A 16,244-nucleotide genomic window follows, 5' to 3' on the forward strand; every position below is an offset into this window, starting at 1 on the left:
GTCGGGGGCCATCCCTCCACCCGAACGAGTGAAAGGAGGTCTCTATCTTGCCCACGAACCGCACCAACGCGCACCTACTCAACGGCTTGATCACCCGCCTCAACGCCCCCGACTACGACCGGTGGGCCGCCCAGATCCGCGCCACCGGCGGATGCCGCCAACCGATCCACCTGCGCGGCAAGGTCGAGCACTGGGACGCCGCCACCGGCCAACTCCTGCACCGCTACACCACCCGCCACGAACCTGACGGCGTCCTCCGCCTGCCCTGCAAGACCCGCCGCGCTTCCCGCTGCCCCACCTGCGCCGAGATCTACCGCGCCGACACCTACCACCTCATCCGCGCGGGCCTGATCGGCGGCAAGGGCGTCCCCGAGACCGTCACCGACCATCCCACGCTCTTCGTCACCCTTACCGCCCCGTCCTTCGGGGCGGTCCACACCCGCAGAGACACCGGACCGTGCCACGCCCGCCGTAACGCACCTACCTGCCCGCACGGCACGGTCATGTCCTGTACGGCCAAGCACGGCCCCGATGATCCCGGCCTCGGCGAACCGCTCTGCCCTGACTGTTACGACTACACCGGCTCGGTCCTGTTCAACGCCCTGGCCCCGCTGCTGTGGAAGCGCCTGGCCGACTCCCTCCGCCGGCACCTGGCCAAGCTCGGCGGCCTGGCTCTGCGCGAGCTGCGCGACCACCTCACCGTCTCCTTCGCCAAGGTCGCCGAATACCAGCGGCGCGGCGTCGTCCACTTCCACGCCGTCATCCGCCTCGACGGACCCGACGGCCCCACCACACCGCCCCCGGCCTGGGCCACCGCCGACACACTGGAGCAAGCCGTACGGCACGCCGCCCGGGTCGTCGGCGCCCTGGTCCCAGCCGTCGACGACCAACCGGCGCGCCTGTTCAAGTGGGGCGCCCAACTCGACATCCGCCCCATCACCCTGAGCGGCGACCTCACCGAACAGGCCGTGGCGGGCTACATCGCCAAGTACGCCACCAAGGCGGCTGAGTGCGTCGGCACCCTCGACCGTCGGATAAGTCCGCTCGACGACCTCGACGCCTTCAACCTCCGCGACCACGCCAAACGCCTGATCGCCGAATGCCTGCGCCTGGGCGCCATCGTGGACCTGGCCGACCTCCACCTCACCCGGTGGGCACACATGCTCGGCTTCAAGGGGCACTTCTCCACCCGATCCCGCCGCTACTCCACCACCCTCGGCGCACTCCGCGCCGCCCGCGAAGACCACGCCCGCGACCACGAGATCACCACCGGACGCCTCCCGCTCTTCGACGAAGACACCGTCCTCGTGATCAGCGAATGGGAGTACGCGGGCAAGGGCCACTCAGCCGGGGATCAACTCCTCGCCGCTGCGCTGACCGGTGCCCGCCTCCCGGATATGGGCGGTGCCTGATGAGTCGTCGTGACGAGCTGCTGACTGTCGCCCAAGTCCTCGACGAGTTGGGTGGGATCTCTCGCCGCACTTCTACCGCTGGCGCGAACTCGGGAACGCGCCCGTCTGCGTCCAGCTCCCGAACCACGAACTGCGCGTCTGGCGCAGCGACCTCGTGTCCTGGCTCGACTCTCGGCGGAGGACTGCATGAACACCACCTACGACGTGAAGGTTGGCGAGATTCAGCACCGTTCCGACCGTCCCACGGCGGCGTTCATCGTCCGCTGGACGGTGGCGCGCAAGCCCAAGAGCAAGAGCTTTCGCACGAAAGGCCTGGCCAATGCCTTCCTGACCGACCTTCGACAAGCGGCAAGGAACGGAGAAGCATTCGACCTGGCTACGGGCCTTCCCGTGTCGATGCTGGCACCTGAGCTGACCGGTCCTTCGTTCCTGGAGTTCGCGCAGGCTTATGTCCTGCGGCGCTGGCGCACGTCGGCTGCCCGGACTCGCGAGACAGACGCCTACGCAATGCTTACGCTCGTGCCCGCACTGGTGGCCGATGTTCCAGGGCGGCCCGATGCTGAAGAGCTGCGCGCGGCGCTCCGTACTCACGCGCTCATCCCCAAGGAACGGAGGGGGAAGCTCACCGACGAGCAGACCGCGGCCCTGCACTGGTTGGAGAAGGCGTCACTGCCGTTGACGGCGCTGGGGGAGCCGTCCACGCTGCGCCTGGCACTTCACGCCATCTCGGAGACCTTTGCAGGAAAGACCGCCGGGGCGAACACCGTGCGGCGCAAGCGGGCGATCCTTCATCACCTCCTGGAGCAGGCGGTGGAACAGAAGGTGTTCGAGAGTAATCCGCTCGATGGCATCAAGTGGACCCCGCCCAAGGCTGTCACCGTTGTCGATCCTCGAACCGTCGTCAACCCTGCCCAGGCTCGTCAGCTCCTCGACGCCGCGCCCAAGGTCGGTCGCAAGCGTGGCGCGCGCCTCAAGGCACTCTTCGCATGCTTGTACTACGCGGCGCTTCGCCCGGAAGAGGCGGCGGACCTCAGGGAGAGGAACTGCACCCTGCCAGAGTCGGGATGGGGCCTGATCGTCCTGGAGCGCGCCCGGCCGCAAAGTACTAAGCGCTGGACCGACAGCGGCCAGACCCACGAATCCCGCCGTCTCAAGCACCGGGCGGACAAGGAGACACGAGAGATCCCTATCCCGCCCGCCCTGGTCGCCATCCTTCGCGAGCACATCGAGGCGTATGGCCTCGCCAAAGATGGCAGGCTCTTCCACACCGAGACAGGCGGCTCCTACTCCAGTTCGGCCTACTCCTACGTCTGGCAGGGAGCTCGCAAGCTCGCCCTGACTCCGGCTCAGATCGCTTCATCTCTCGCTGCCCGCCCGTACGACCTTCGGCACGCTGCCGTCTCGCTCTGGCTGAACGCGGGAGTCCCCGCCCCCGAAGTAGCCAAGCGCGCTGGTCACAGCGTCGACGTCCTGCTCCGCGTCTACGCCAAGTGCATTGACGGCCAGCAAGACCACATCAACGGAAAGATCAATAACGCCCTCGGGTAGCGAAAGCTCGTCCATCTGGCCCCGGTCACGTACCGGGGCCTCTTGCTGTGCTGCGGGAGGGACGCGGCAACGTCAGCCACGGTCACCGATGCCGTGGGGCCGACGAAGGAGGTCCTGCGGCGGCGATCGCCCCGACCGGTTACGGACATCAGCCACCGTCAGCGATCGTCACGGCGGATGGTTCTACGGCCCTACCTGGCTTTGAACGAGTCTTCTGGCCCCGAAGAGTCAACGATTTTGAGGGCGCGCGGTGAACGAGTTGATCGGCCCAGCCGTCCGGGGCCTTCAGGGCCCATCGGTCCAGATGTACCAAGGGCCCTTGAAATGCTCGTACCAGACCTCGTCCGGGCCCGGTACCCGATCCGGGATGTAGGCGAAGCCGTAGCTCTTCCAATTCATCGTGAGCGAGGTGACCATGAACTGCGCTCCTCCCGGGATCTTCTCCGTGTAGCCCACCTGATACAGGCCCCGCCACCGATCACGGCCATCGTCGTCGTCGCGCACCGACCGGGCGTAGCGCTCCAGGCTCGATTCCGACAGTGCGAAGCGCGTGTGCAGGGGCGCGTCGACCGTGACCAGCAGTACGGTGCCCAGCACCAGTACGAGTGGGACGTACATCCAGGGCGGCCACGCCCGCCGGCCCGGGCGAAGAGCAACCAATACGGACCAGGTGATGGCGAGCGCCAGCCAGTACAGCACCAGCAGCAATGCCCAGTAGGACAGGCCGGGAGTGCTCACCTCAAAGAGCGTCAGGAGCGAGGCGAGTCCGATGGCCCCGGAGAAGAGCAGGGCGAGGGGGTTGCGAGCCAGGCGCATGGGGTGATCTTGCCCGATACCAGGCCCGAGCACATCGGCCCCACCGTCAATGCTGGTCTGTGGGTCAATTCTGACGAACATCCGCCTGGTTCATCAGGTAGGGCCAGAGGTCTCGTTCGACTGGGGCCAGAACTTCCGGTCACAGCCACCTACCTGCTCCCCAGCCGCATCAGCCGAATGGCCTCTTCAACGCCGTTCGCGATGTGGTCGGCCCGGTGCTCACGGCCGTGCCGTGGATCGCGATTGATCCAGATCGTGCCTAGCCCTGCCGCCCGGCCTCCATCGATATCGGCGACGAGGTTGTCGCCGACCATCCATCCGCCCTCGGCCAGCGTTGCACCGCATCGCCGCGCGGCGATCTCGAACAGGCCGGTCTCGGGCTTGCGGACACCTTCGGCGCCCGAGAGGGCGTAGCCGTCCACCACGTCGATGAGCCCGGTCTGCTGGATCTTGCCGATTTGGTTGTCCGCGGTGCCGTTGGTGACGATCCCGACTCGCCACCCGTCCGCGCGGAGCTGGCCTAGGTCGTCGACTACTCCGGGGAAACACTGCACGAGGTACGGTATGCGGCGCCGATAGGCGTTCCACATGGCAGCCGCTGGTGTCGACAGCTTGAAGTGCTCGCGCACCTTGGCGAAGAACAGCTCTCGGTGGGGGAGCCCGTTGCGGTCCAGGGTGACCAGCCACCGCACAGCTCTGCGGCCCAGCTTGTGTTCCTGGGCGAACTCCTCGGCCCACAGCAGGAACGCGGCGTCCAGGTCGATGAGTGTCCTGTCGAGGTCAAAGAGGGCGAGACGCTGCATGGCGCTTCAGCGTAGGGGTAACCCGTCTCGCTCAGCCTGCCCGGTCGAGCCGAACGAGGGGCGATCGCTTCCTGACGTCGGGAAACGCCTTCTTGATCGTCCCCAGCATGTCCCCAGGTCTCTGACCTACCGCTGCATATGGCTGCTCTCAATGGCCTAGCAAGCAAAAGACCTGCGACTGAGAAGCCGCAGGTCAGGTGCCGAAATGGCTGATCAACTGTGTGCCCCCGGCATGATTCGAACATGCGACACCCGCTTTAGGAGAGCGGTGCTCTATCCCCTGAGCTACGGAGGCGGACGCACCCAAGCCTAGCGAAAGACGAGCAGTGCGTGTGACATCAGGCCCAGGTAAGTTTCGACGGATCAGTCATGGGTGCTCTGATCTGCGGTAAAGGCATGACAAGCGGTCCCGTGATCAGACACGCCGCGTGGCTAACGTCGCGCTCGTGACCAGCAAGCGACGAAGTAGGCGGGGCGCGGGGCGGCCTGTGGCGCTGTTCGCGGCGTTGCTCGCGCCGGCGATTCTGGCCGGGGGGCTGCTGGCGGGGGAGCTCGTGGGGTACGACGCGGCCGTCGGTGCCGCCGGGATGAGTGAACGGCAGGCAGGTGGTCGGGCGGTGGCGGAGCGGCGTGGCGGGCGGGTGGCGTTCGCGCCGATGCTCGCGCCCGCGCCGCCGCACGCTGACCGGAGGTACCGCGAGTTGGTGCCGTTGCCGTTGAGGGTGGAACGGCGGGAGCGGGGGGCTGCTGCCGTACCCCGGCTTGAGGAGGCCGTTGGGAGGCCGGTGGAGGCGCGTCCGCGGCCGGAGCGGGAGCGGCGTGCGAGGCAGCAGCCGGTACGGCGGAGCGGCTGTCCTGACGAGTGGGCCGAGACCTGGTTGTGGGAGCTCTGTCAGGAGTATCAGCGGAGGCAGGCGTAGGAATCCGGGCTTGGAAGATACGTAAATGGCGCGTTCGGAGCATAACGGCTGTCGGGAGTTCGGTCCGGACACTGAGACGGCTGTAGTAACGTGCGTGCCTGACCCAGGTAACGAGTTCGCAAACGGAGGAATCGAACGTGTCAGCCCCTCGATCAGTGGGTCTGATCGCGGTCGTCACGGCGATCTCTTCGGTGCTTGTGGGGATTTCGGCTGGGCCTGCCCACGCCGGCGACCCCCTGCCCGACGCCGTTGTCGAGGCGGTGGTGGGGGGCGGCGTGGTGGAGGGTGCTGTCGGAGACGGCGCGGTGGCCGACTCCCTGTCGGCGGCTCCTGACCTGACGGCGCTGCGCAAGGAAGCCGAGAAGGCCGCCAACGAGCTGGCGGCCGCGCAGAAGGTGCTCGACAAGCGGACCAGTGATCTGAAGGCGGCCAACGACCAGCTCAACAAGAAGCTCAAGGACCTGTCGGCGGCCCAGGCGACGCTGACGCAGATGCGGCGGCCGATCGCGGACCTGGTGGAGCTGGTGTACCAGCAGCCTGTGGCGGACGGCATCGCGCCGTTCCTGTCCGGGGACGGGGACGCGAGTATGGCGTTGATGCGCTCGCAGAGCGACGCGAGCGTGCTCGCGCAGGCCAGGCAGCTGCAGGTGGACGAGATCTCGAAGGCCTACGCGGACAAGCAGCGGCTGGCCGCCGAGGCGCAGGAGATGCGGGCCACGAACCTGTTGGCCGCCGCTCAGGTGGAGGCGGAGGTCGCCACGCTGACGAAGCGGTCGGACAAGGTCGTGCAGTCGCTGACCAAGGCCCTGGTCAAGATGGGCATCAAGATCGACAAGGTGGGTCGTGCGGCGTTCGCGTGCAATCCGCTGCGCATCGACGCGACCACCGACTATCCCAACGGGCTCATCCCGAAGAGCATCCTGTGTCCGATCCAGCAGCGGGGGCACCTGTTGCGGGCGGACGCGGCCATCGCCTTCGTCTCGCTCAACGAGGCGTACAAGAGGCAGTTCGGGCAGCAGATGTGCGTCACCGACGCGTACCGGACGCTGGCCGAGCAGCAGTCGGTCTACTACCGCAGGCCTGGGTTCGCGGCGGTGCCGGGGCGGAGCAACCACGGGCTCGGTATGGCCGTGGACCTGTGTGGTGGGGTGCAGAGCGCGGGCACGGCGCAGTTCAGGTGGATGGAGGCCAACTCGAAGCGGTATGGCTGGTTCCATCCGGACTGGGCCTACAGCAACCCTTACGAGCCTTGGCACTGGGAGTACGACCCGAAGATCGACTCATTGCCCTGATGGGCGGACCTGGAGTCGGTGCTCTTGGCGATATGCAGGCCCAGCTCACGCGTGATGGCGGCGTTGGAGTTCTCTGCGGCGGCGGCCAGGGCGACCTTGGCCCGTTGAACGCGCCGCAGCGGCTCAGTCCGCGACCGGGCTATCTGGACCAGCGTCGTGTGCTCCGGCCAGGTCACGGTGAACGGACTGCGCGTCGGGGCGCGGCGGGCTTGGAATGTCTCGGTCAACCATTGTGATCATTTCGAGCCGTCCGGCATGTCCGTGACCGTGGTGCGGCAAGATGCCGTCCATGACCTCCCAGCGCAGCCCCGGCACCCCACGCACGCCAGCCGCTCATCGAATCAAGGTCACGCTGGCCGGATCCCGGCCGCCCATCTGGCGGCGGCTGGAAGTGCCTTCCGCTATCACGCTGGCGGGCCTGCACCGTGTCCTGCAGACCGCGTTCGGCTGGGAGGACTACCACATGTGGGTCTTCGAGAACGCCATGGGCCGTTATGGAGTCGCCGACCGCGAGTTGCGCATCGCCAACGCAGCCACCAAGCGCCTTGATCATGTCACCCCTGCACCTGGGGACCGCCTGGCCTATACCTACGATTTCGGCGACGACTGGGAGCACACCCTCCAGATCGAGGCTGTCATCCCCGCCGAGCCAGGCATCGCCTACCCTCGGTGTCTGGCGGGGCGACGCGCCTGCCCACCCGAAGACTGCGGCGGCATCTGGGGATACGGCGATCTGCTGGAAGTCCTTGCCGACCCCGCCCATGACGAACATGAAGAGCGGCTGGAATGGCTGGGCCTGGAGTCAGCCGACCAGTTCGACCCCGCGGCCTTCGACCTCATCGCCACCAACAACGCGCTGTCCCATCTCGCGACAGTCCTCACCAAGAACTGACCGGCCCTCCCGAGCCACGCAGGCCCCTCGCAGGATCAATGCGGCGTTGCACTAGACGGGGGCGACTTCGGCGCAGCACTGCGAGCAGCGGGAGGCGGCCCTGGGAATCTCGGACAGGCATTCGGGGCATTCGCGGTGTGCGACCTCTTCGCGTCCCGCGGCGCGCTCCTTGTGGCGGGAGTACGGCCTGACGACCAGGAAGTAGACGACCGCGGCGATGACGACGAAGGACACCAGCGTGTTCAGGAAGTTGCCGTACCTGAACTGAGCCTCGCCCACCTTGAGTGTCAGGGAGCTGAAGTCGGGTAGGCCGCCGAACGCCGAGATCAGGGGAGTCAGCAGGTCCGCGACGAAGGACGTGACGATGGCGCCGAACGCCGCGCCGATGACCACCGCGACGGCCAGATCGATGACGTTGCCCTGGACGAGGAACTTCTTGAATCCACTCATAGTCACAAATCGTATCGGCTTCATCACTGTAAGTGCGGATTGATCGTCACTGAGAGGCGTCCGCCGGCTTGGGCGGCGGCGAGCATTCTGGCCTGGTCGGGGCTGGCCGCGAGCACGATGAGCGCGCCGCCGTCGGTCTCTCCTGCGGGGATGGTGATGACCGGGACCCGCTCTGCCACGGTTTGGGCGGGCTGGCCGGTGTCCCATGCCGCGAGCACGCCGATGGCGTCGCCAGGGGAGAGCAGGCGTACGGCGTCGGCGTCGGCGATCCGGACCGGCATGGCGACCGTACCCGGCGGGAGGGTGGCCAGAAGGGCGGGGTTGAGCAGGCGTACGTCAGTGAGGGGCTCGCCGCGGCGCATGGGGGCGGCGAGGGTGCGACCGACGGCACCGGTGGTCAGGGCGCCGTCTGGTACGGCATCCGCGGGGAGCCGGGCCTTGTGGAGGTCGCCTTCGTGGAGGACGCCAGGTTTGAGGTCTTTGGCGGCGACGAGGACGGTGGTGGTCGGGCCTGGGCCTGGGCGGAGGACCGTGAGCGCGCATGCGAGAGAGAGGGCGGCGAGCGCGGCCGCGATCAGCCGGCGTCGCCGCCCGAAGGCGCGGATCCAGGCGCGCATGGGTGACTCCAGGGGATCGGTGGAGTGGGGATCTGATGACGGGGTGGGGCGGGTGGGGTCCAAGGCGCTGCACGGCGACCACAGGGCGCGAGGGAAGACGCTCGTGGCTGAGAGGCGGAGCGTGATGGCGGCCGTTGGCCGGGGGGTTGGTGATGGCAGGTGTGCTGGCCGGGGAGATGGCGGGCCCGCCGGCGAGATGGCGGTTTGTGGTGGCAGGCGGGCTTGCTCCGGAGGTGACGTGCGATGACGTGCGGGCTCGGTCAGAGGGCGATTCGCGATGACGTGCGGGCTCGGTCAGGAGGCGCTTTGTACGGGGCGGCCTGGCGGGTTCGCGGCTGAGGGTCCGCTGCCCTCCCGACGGACTACCACCCTGCAGCCGAGCGGGATGCCGCGCTCGGCCGTCTGCGCCGTGGGGAGGGCTCCGTGGGCACGGAGCGTGCGGAGGGATGGGCGGGAACTCTGGGCACCCCGGGATCTTGTGGGTTGCGGTCCCGGCGCAGGGTCAGGGCAGGTCGAAGGGGAGCTTGATGCCGTCCAGGGCGGAGCCGCAGGAGCAGGTGCGCTCCTCGGGGAGGGCCTGCACGGCGTCGGAGACGAGCGTGCGCATCTTGGTCACGTTCGTGGCGAAGAAGCGGAGCACCTCGTCGTGGGTGACTCCTTCGCCCGCCTCCACGCCCGCGTCATGGTCGGTGACGAGGGACAGCGAGGTGTAGCAGAGGGCGAGCTCCCTGGCCAGGATGGCTTCGGGGAAGCCGGTCATGCCGACGATCGTCCAGCCGTTGCGTGCGAACCACTGCGACTCGGCGCGGGTGGAGAAGCGGGGACCCTCGATGACGACGAGGGTGCCGCCGTCGACGGTGTTCCAGCCGCCGGAGCGGGCCGCGGAGACGGCGACCGCGCGGCCGTCGGGGCAGTAGGGGTCGGAGAAGGAGACGTGGACGGCGCCGCCGGCGTCGTAGTAGGTCTGAATGCGGCCGGAGGTCCGGTCGATGAGCTGGTCGGGGACCACGATGGCGCCGGGGCCGTGCTCGAGCTGGAGGGAGCCGACGGCGTTGGGGGCCAGGACCTGGCGGGCGCCGAGCGAGCGGAGCGCCCAGAGGTTGGCGCGGTAGGGGATGCGGTGCGGCGGGTAGCGGTGGTCGCGGCCGTGCCGCGGGATGAAGGCCACGGAGCGCGTGCCGATGCGCCCGACCGTTACCACGTCGCTCGGCGGACCGTAGGGCGTTGTGAGCTCGACTTCCTGGGCGTCGTCGAGCAGGGAGTAGAACCCCGATCCGCCGATGACGCCGATGTCTGCGCGAGTGACCATGGGCGAGAGATTAGCGGGAAGGGGTGGGTGGGAGGGCAAGTGGAGCCGGGTTCTGTGGATAACGGGTGGGGGTTGTGGATAACTCGGCGGGGTGGGTCTCTTCGATGGCTCGGGGCCTGGGGTGAGGCGACGGGTCCGAGGCGTGGTGACCGCGTCGGCGCCGTCCACTGGCGAGGCCGTCTCTCAAGGCGATGCCGCCAGATGTGCGGTCGGTCGGCCTCCCATGGCGGTGTCGCCAGACGTGCGTCGGCGTCGGCGGTGGCTAGGCAGCCGGTGGGGTTGGCGGCGGTGGGAGCGGGTCCGCTTGACGGTTGCTGGGCGTTCGGTCCGCCTTGCGAGGTGGGCGGGCGCGGACAAGGCAGTGGTGCGGTGGGGCAGACGGGGTGCTGGAGCGGGCTTCGTGGACGATGCCGTGGGGGACATGGTGCCGGATGGTGTAGCGCGGGTGACGGTGGTCTGCGTGCTGGCTGGGGTGATGGTGCTGTGCGCGCGTGGTGATGGCTGGGGTGATGGTTCTGTGCGGGTGTGGTGCTGGACGAGGGTCACGTCCAGCGGAGTGGTGTATGAGTTGATCTCCGCGTGATCCTGTTTCTGCAGGTTAAGCGGTAAGTGTCTGCGGAAGTAGATTGTGCTGCGGTGTGTCGCCAACGACGAGGCGCAGACGGCACTTGGCGAGGATGTCCAGGCCCATATAGCGGCGGGCTTCGGTCCACTCATCGGTCTGCTCGGCCAAGACCGCACCGACAAGCCGAATGATCGCGGCGCGGTCAGGAAAGATCCCGACCACGTCGGTGCGGCGGCGGATCTCCTTATTCAACCGCTCTTGCGGATTATTCGACCAGATCTGCTTCCAGACCTCGCGAGGGAAGACAGCGAAGGCCAGCAGGTCCTCGCGGGCGGCGTCCAGGTGCTCGCAGGCAGCCGGGTACTTGGCCTCCAAGGCGTCGATGACCCAGGTGTGCTGAGCGCCCACCGCCTCGGCGGTGGGCTGGTCGAAGATGGTGCGGACCAAGGTCGCTACCCACGGCTGCGCCGACTTCGGAACCGTCGTCAAAAGGTTGCGCAGGTAGTGGGTGCGGCAGCGCTGCCAGGACGCGCCCGGCAAGGTGGCGCCGATCGCCTCGACCAGCCCGGCGTGGGCGTCGGAGACGACCAGTTGAACCCCGCCCAATCCGCGGGCGACCAGGCCGCGCAGGAACGCCAGCCAGCCGGCGCCGTCCTCGGCCGAGGTGACCTCCACCCCCAGGACCTCACGGTTGCCGTTGGCGTTGACCGCGGTGGCCACCAGCACGTGCACGTTGATGGTCCGGCCGCCTTCGCGGACCTTTTGGGTGAGGGCGTCCAGCCAGACGAAAGCGTACGGCCCGGCATCCAGCGCCCGGGTGCGGAATGCCTCCACCTGTTCATCGAGCACCTTGGCCATCTGGCTGACCTGGCTCTTGGAGATGTTCTTGATGCCGAGCTGCTCGACCAGCTTGTCCACCCGCCTGGTGGAGACGCCCAGCAGGTAGCTGGTGGCCACCACGCTGATCAGGGCCTGCTCAGCCCGGCGACGCCGCTCCAGCAGCCAGTCGGGGAAGTAGGAGCCTGAGCGGAGCTTTGGGATGGCGAGCTCCACGGTGCCCGCGCGGGTGTCCCAGTCACGGGTGCGGTAGCCGTTGCGGCGGTTGGTGCGCTCGTCGCTGCGGGTGCCGTAGCCGGCGCCGCACAGGCCGTCGGCCTCGGCCGACATCAACGTCTCGGCCATGGTCTTCACCATGGATCGCAACAGATCTGGATCCTGCTGCTGAATCTGCTCCGCCAGCCAGGCGCTGGGGTCCACACTGTTGGGCACGGCCATCGCTTTCTCTCCTTCGATCTTGGTTTCGCAACCTGAAGGATCACGCGATGGCCGTCCTCATTTCACGACGCCACGCTTGTCACCAGCGAAAACTCGTACACCACGTCCGTGGACGCAACCTGGACGTGACCGTGATGGGTCTGCCGCGGTGTGGTGATGGCCGGCGGGGTGTGGTCGCAGGCTGGGGTGATGATGCCCGCGGGGTGTGTATCTGGGTGATGACGTCTGGTCGCGCGTGGTTTGGCTGGGCCGCTGGGCCTGCGGGGGTGTGGTCGAACGCTGGGGTGACGGTGCTCGCGGGATGTGGTGTCGGCTGGGTGATGATGTCTGCGCGCGTGTGGTGATAGGCCTGCGGGGGTGTGATCGCGGGCTGGGGTGGTGGTGCGCGCGGGGTGTGGTGCTGGCTGGATGATGACGCCTGGTTGCGTGTGGTGCCGGCTGGAGTGATGGTGGCTGCGGGTGTCATTGCGGGGCTGGGGTGGCGCCTACTGGGCGCCCTGCGCGTCGTGTCGAGCGATGGGCGGGCAGCCTGTGGGGGCGGGCAGTGGTTGGCCGGGGCTTCCCTCGTCGCGCGATACTTGCGCTGGTCACAAGGGGTGGAATCCCCGCGCCGACAACTTGTGGGCGATCGACGACGTCAAACCTCCAACGCATGAAACCCTCGGAGGTCGTGGGATGAACCTGGAGGCTCTTCTCCCCGGAGACCCTCAGCGGCTGGGCGGCTACTGGCTGGCCGGGCGGCTCGGCGCGGGCGGGCAGGGAGTGGTCTACCAGGCGTACGACGACTCCGGCGCCAGGGTCGCGATCAAGGTGCTTCACACCTCCGACAAGGTCCGTTTCGCGAAGGAGGTCACCGCGGCCCGCCGGGTGGCCTCCTTCTGCACGGCCAAGATCCTCGCCGTCGATCTGGACGCGGCGGAGCCGTACATCGTCAGTGAGTACGTGCCGGGGCCGAGCCTGCGGGAGGCCGTGGAGGGGGCGGGCCCGCTGGCGGGGGACCGGCTGTACCGGCTGGCGACGGCGGTCGCGACGGCGCTGGCCGCGATCCACGAGGCGGGGGTGATCCACCGGGATCTCAAGCCGGACAACGTGATGCTCGGCCCCGACGGGCCCAGGGTGATCGACTTCGGGGTGGCGCGCACTCCAGAGATGTCGCTGACCTCGACGGGATTCGTCGCGGGGACGCCGACGTACATGCCGCCCGAGGTGTTCACCGGGCAGCGGGCGGGGACGCCCGCGGACGTCTTCGCGTGGGGCGGGGTGATCCTCTACGCGGCCACCGGCTCCGACCCGTTCAAGGACGAGAGCCTGGGCGGGGTGATGCACCGCGTTCTCACGATGGATCCCGACGTGAGCGTGCTGGACGAGCCACTTCGCTCACTGGTGTCGGCGGCGCTGCGTAAACGGCCGGAGGACCGGCCTGGTGCCAGAGCGCTGCTGCTGGGGCTGCTCGGTAGCGGCCGCCCCGCGATCTCCCAGGCGACAGGTTCTCCGACGACGGGCTCCCAGGCGGCGATCTCCCCGTTGGACTCCCAGGCGGCGGGCGGCCATGCGGCGGGTTCTCAGGCGACAGGCTCCCCGGCCACGGGTTCCCACGCGGCGAGCTCCCCGAAGGACTTCCAGGCGGGCGTCCAAACAGCTGGCATCCCGGTGACAGGCTTCGATGCGATGGTCTCTCCGGCGGCGGTGGCGCTGGACACCCCGTACGAGGACCCGTCGCTGGGTGAGGTCGCCGAGGCGGTCTACGAGGGGCTCGGCCCATCAGACCAGGCCATGGCCCCTCAGGTGTTCCTGCGGCTGACCGACGACCAGATGACCCGCACCGTTCCGCCGGGAGAGCTGCCGGAGGAGGCGGCCGAGGTCCTGCGCGCCTACCGCTCCGCCGGGTTGCTCGACGACTCGGTCGCGATCGTCCATCCGGCGCTGCACCGGGCCTGGCCCAGGCTCAGGGGCTGGATCGACGAGGAGCGGGACGGCCTGCCCATCCATCGCGCGTTGAGCGACGCCGCCCGGCGCTGGGAGACCGGCGGCGACGTCTACCGCGGCGCGGCGCTGGAGGAGGCGCTCCGCTGGGCGGCGACCGGCAGGCGGCATCTGACGCTGACCCGGCGTGAGGCCGCGTTCCTCGAGGCGGGTACGGCCCTGGCGCGACGTGCCTCGAGACGGCGAGGGCTGGTGATCACCGCACTGTCTGTCCTGCTGGTGGTCGCGGTCGTGGCCACCGTCGTCGCCGACCGGCAGCGGCGGGTCATGGCAGAACAGCACCTGGAGTCCATGGCCAGGGTCGTCGCGGCACGGGCGGAGGAGTTGCGAGGGCCTGAGCCGGTGACCGCGATGCGGCTCAGCGTCGCGGCCGCCGACCTCGCCCCTGTGATGGAGGCCCGCGCCGCCCTGTACGGCTCGCTCGCCCAGCCGGAGGTGGCCACGTTCACCGATCCCGAGTCCCCGCCGGGCGCGGTGCGGACGTTGAGCGCGAACGGGGACACCCTCGTGTCGGTGGCCGGGGGGAGCGTGCGGCTCTACCGGCGGACCGGTGAGGTCACCTCGTTCGAGGGGGTGGGCGCGGGGGTCTCGGCCGTGGAGATCAGTCCCGATGGCCGCACGCTGGCGCTTGCCGCGGGCGAGAAGGTCAGGCTGTGGGACGTGGCCTCGGGCAGGCCGGTCGGGCCCGCGCTCCCCGCGGGCACGGCGACCTTCAGCCCGACGGGGCGGATGCTCGTGGCGAGCGACGCCGCGACCTCTCGGCCGTCGCTCTGGGACATCGCAGGGCGCCGGTGGATCACCGGGCTTCCGGCGGCGTCCGCCATGGTCGTCGGCCCGGGGGACAGGCTGGCCGCGTTCGGGCTGGACGACGGCACCTGGAAGGTGTGGGACCTCCAGCGGCGGCGCATCCTGGCGGGACTGCCCGCCGAGGCCATGGCCTGGAGCCCCGACGGCGGCGTCCTCGCTCTGCGGACGGGGGAGTCGTCGTTCCGGCTCTGGGACGTCGCCAAGGGCGCGTGGCGGAGCAACGACGACCTGGACCTGCCGTACAAGGGTCAGGTGGCCTTCACTCCCGACAGCGGGTTCGTGGCGGCGCTGGGCGACGAGGGGACGCTCAGGCTGTGGCGGATTGACGACCTCGAACCGGTGATGTCCCACGTCGTGCAGATCGGCGGGGGCGCCGGTGCGATCCGGACGGCTGGGCGGACCGTGCGCCTCCTGACGGAGGCCACCGTCGTCACGGTGGACATCTCGGCCTTCACCGCGCCGGCCGTGCTTCCAGGACTCCCCGGCCCGCGGTTCCGGCTGTTCTCCGCTCTCGCGGGCGCGGGCTTCAGCGCTGACGGGAAGCGGCTGGCCCTCGCCCACAAGGCGTGGGTCACCGTGTGGGAGACCGCGACGAGGCGGCGGATCGCCAAGGTCCCCGGCGTGGGCGACGACGTCGGGGCGCCCGCCCTCAGCCCGGACGGCCGGACTGTGGCCGTCCCCACCGCCTCGGCCGTGGTCCTGTGGGACGTCGACTCCGGCTCCAAGCTCGGCTCGTTCCCCGGATCGCACGCCGCGTTCAGCCCGGACGGCCGCGTCATGGCGGTGGTGGCCGGCTCCTCCGTCGACGTGTACGACGTGGCCGCCCGCAGGCGGACGGGCCGGCTGCCCGCGGGAACCGGCCCCGCCCTCAGCCGTGACGGCGGCATGCTCGCGTCCAAGGACCCCGAGGGGGGCGGGCTCCAGGTGTTCGACGTGAGGTCCGGCAGGAGGGTCGGGATCCAGGGGCACATGGTCGTGTCGGGCGCCGCCTTCAGCCCGGACGGGCGCACGCTGGCGGTGAGCGACGCGCTGGTCCGCGGCAGGCTCGTGCTGCTCGACACCCGGACGTGGCGGCGCGTCGGCTACGCCTTCGCCGGGCAGGAGCTCGCGGGCGAGCACGTGAGCATCTCGCCGGAGGGCGTTCTCGCCGTGAGCGACGGCTCCGTGGTGCGCCTGTGGGACCTGAACGGCCGCAGGGTCATGGGCCTTCCGATCACCGGCTACCCGGAGGGCGTAGCGGCGCTGGCCTTCGGCGACGGCGTCCTGTACATCACCGGTGGCGACGGCTCGCTCCGGGCGTTTCCGATCGAGCGGGGCAGGGCGGCCGGGGCCGTCCGCGCCCGCGCCGGTGGCCCGATCTCGGCGGACGAGTGGCGGCGCCACATCCCCGAGCTCCCCTACCCGGGCGACCCAGGCCGCTGACCGACGCCCAGCCGGCGGTCCACCGGCGGCGGCGGCGAAGCGACAGCGCGCGGATCGACCGGCGCCGGCGAGGCGACGCGTGCGGATCGACGGGCGGTGGCGAGGCTACGGCGTGCGAGTGATCCGGCGCCGG

The 16,244-nt window shown here is 69.3% G+C and carries 12 protein-coding genes and 1 tRNA gene; 6 read left to right on the forward strand and 7 right to left on the reverse strand.

Annotation, left to right across the window (positions count from 1 at the left end):
* The first annotated feature begins 47 nt into the window (after positions 1–47).
* Together AC3EO4_RS22755 and AC3EO4_RS22760 are read left to right on the forward strand one after the other, a co-directional pair.
* Positions 48–1,412: a replication initiator gene (locus AC3EO4_RS22755; RefSeq protein ID WP_431897624.1), complete on the forward strand. Its 1,365-nt coding sequence runs from the start codon at positions 48–50 to the stop codon at positions 1,410–1,412.
* 186 nt (positions 1,413–1,598) lie between these two features.
* Positions 1,599–2,960, forward strand: coding sequence for a tyrosine-type recombinase/integrase (locus AC3EO4_RS22760; protein WP_431897626.1), 1,362 nt, complete (start codon positions 1,599–1,601; stop codon positions 2,958–2,960).
* Between the two features lie 285 nt (positions 2,961–3,245).
* On the opposite strand, the gene AC3EO4_RS22765 is transcribed toward AC3EO4_RS22760, so the two are convergent.
* The 3 genes from AC3EO4_RS22765 to AC3EO4_RS22775 all read right to left on the reverse strand — a co-directional run bounded on the left by AC3EO4_RS22765 (position 3,246) and on the right by AC3EO4_RS22775 (position 4,874).
* A complete protein-coding gene (locus tag AC3EO4_RS22765) occupies positions 3,246–3,776 on the reverse strand; it encodes a hypothetical protein (protein ID WP_431897628.1) in 531 nt (176 codons plus the stop codon).
* A gap of 149 nt (positions 3,777–3,925) precedes the next feature.
* Positions 3,926–4,579: an HAD family hydrolase gene (locus tag AC3EO4_RS22770; protein WP_431897630.1), complete on the reverse strand. Its 654-nt coding sequence runs from the start codon at positions 4,577–4,579 to the stop codon at positions 3,926–3,928.
* A gap of 222 nt (positions 4,580–4,801) precedes the next feature.
* Positions 4,802–4,874: transfer RNA gene (locus AC3EO4_RS22775), tRNA-Arg, on the reverse strand.
* Positions 4,875–5,067: 193 nt separating this feature from the next.
* Here AC3EO4_RS22775 and AC3EO4_RS22780 point away from each other — a divergent pair.
* The 3 genes from AC3EO4_RS22780 (at position 5,068) to AC3EO4_RS22790 (ending at position 7,683) form a co-directional block, all read left to right on the forward strand.
* Complete coding sequence (locus AC3EO4_RS22780; protein ID WP_431897632.1) at positions 5,068–5,499, forward strand: hypothetical protein; 432 nt, start codon at positions 5,068–5,070, stop codon at positions 5,497–5,499.
* Positions 5,500–5,696: 197 nt separating this feature from the next.
* Complete coding sequence (locus AC3EO4_RS22785; protein ID WP_431897634.1) at positions 5,697–6,791, forward strand: M15 family metallopeptidase; 1,095 nt, start codon at positions 5,697–5,699, stop codon at positions 6,789–6,791.
* A 289-nt stretch (positions 6,792–7,080) separates the two neighbouring features.
* Positions 7,081–7,683 (forward strand): plasmid pRiA4b ORF-3 family protein, encoded by a 603-nt coding sequence (locus tag AC3EO4_RS22790; RefSeq protein ID WP_431897636.1) that lies wholly within the window; start codon positions 7,081–7,083, stop codon positions 7,681–7,683.
* A 51-nt stretch (positions 7,684–7,734) separates the two neighbouring features.
* On the opposite strand, the gene mscL is transcribed toward AC3EO4_RS22790, so the two are convergent.
* The 4 genes from mscL to AC3EO4_RS22810 form a co-directional block, all read right to left on the reverse strand.
* Positions 7,735–8,133 (reverse strand): large conductance mechanosensitive channel protein MscL, encoded by a 399-nt coding sequence (gene mscL, locus AC3EO4_RS22795; protein ID WP_431897638.1) that lies wholly within the window; start codon positions 8,131–8,133, stop codon positions 7,735–7,737.
* A 23-nt stretch (positions 8,134–8,156) separates the two neighbouring features.
* Positions 8,157–8,750: a Flp pilus assembly protein CpaB gene (gene cpaB, locus AC3EO4_RS22800; RefSeq protein WP_431897640.1), complete on the reverse strand. Its 594-nt coding sequence runs from the start codon at positions 8,748–8,750 to the stop codon at positions 8,157–8,159.
* 502 nt (positions 8,751–9,252) lie between these two features.
* Positions 9,253–10,059, reverse strand: coding sequence for an S-methyl-5'-thioadenosine phosphorylase (locus AC3EO4_RS22805; protein ID WP_431897642.1), 807 nt, complete (start codon positions 10,057–10,059; stop codon positions 9,253–9,255).
* 598 nt (positions 10,060–10,657) lie between these two features.
* On the reverse strand, positions 10,658–11,899 hold the full coding sequence (locus tag AC3EO4_RS22810) for an IS256 family transposase (protein ID WP_431897644.1): 1,242 nt from the start codon (positions 11,897–11,899) through the stop codon (positions 10,658–10,660).
* 675 nt (positions 11,900–12,574) lie between these two features.
* Here AC3EO4_RS22810 and AC3EO4_RS22815 point away from each other — a divergent pair.
* Complete coding sequence (locus AC3EO4_RS22815) at positions 12,575–16,111, forward strand: WD40 repeat domain-containing serine/threonine protein kinase (protein ID WP_431897645.1); 3,537 nt, start codon at positions 12,575–12,577, stop codon at positions 16,109–16,111.
* Positions 16,112–16,244: the final 133 nt, after the last annotated feature.

The sequence above is a fragment of the Nonomuraea sp. bgisy101 genome, from assembly GCF_057708945.1.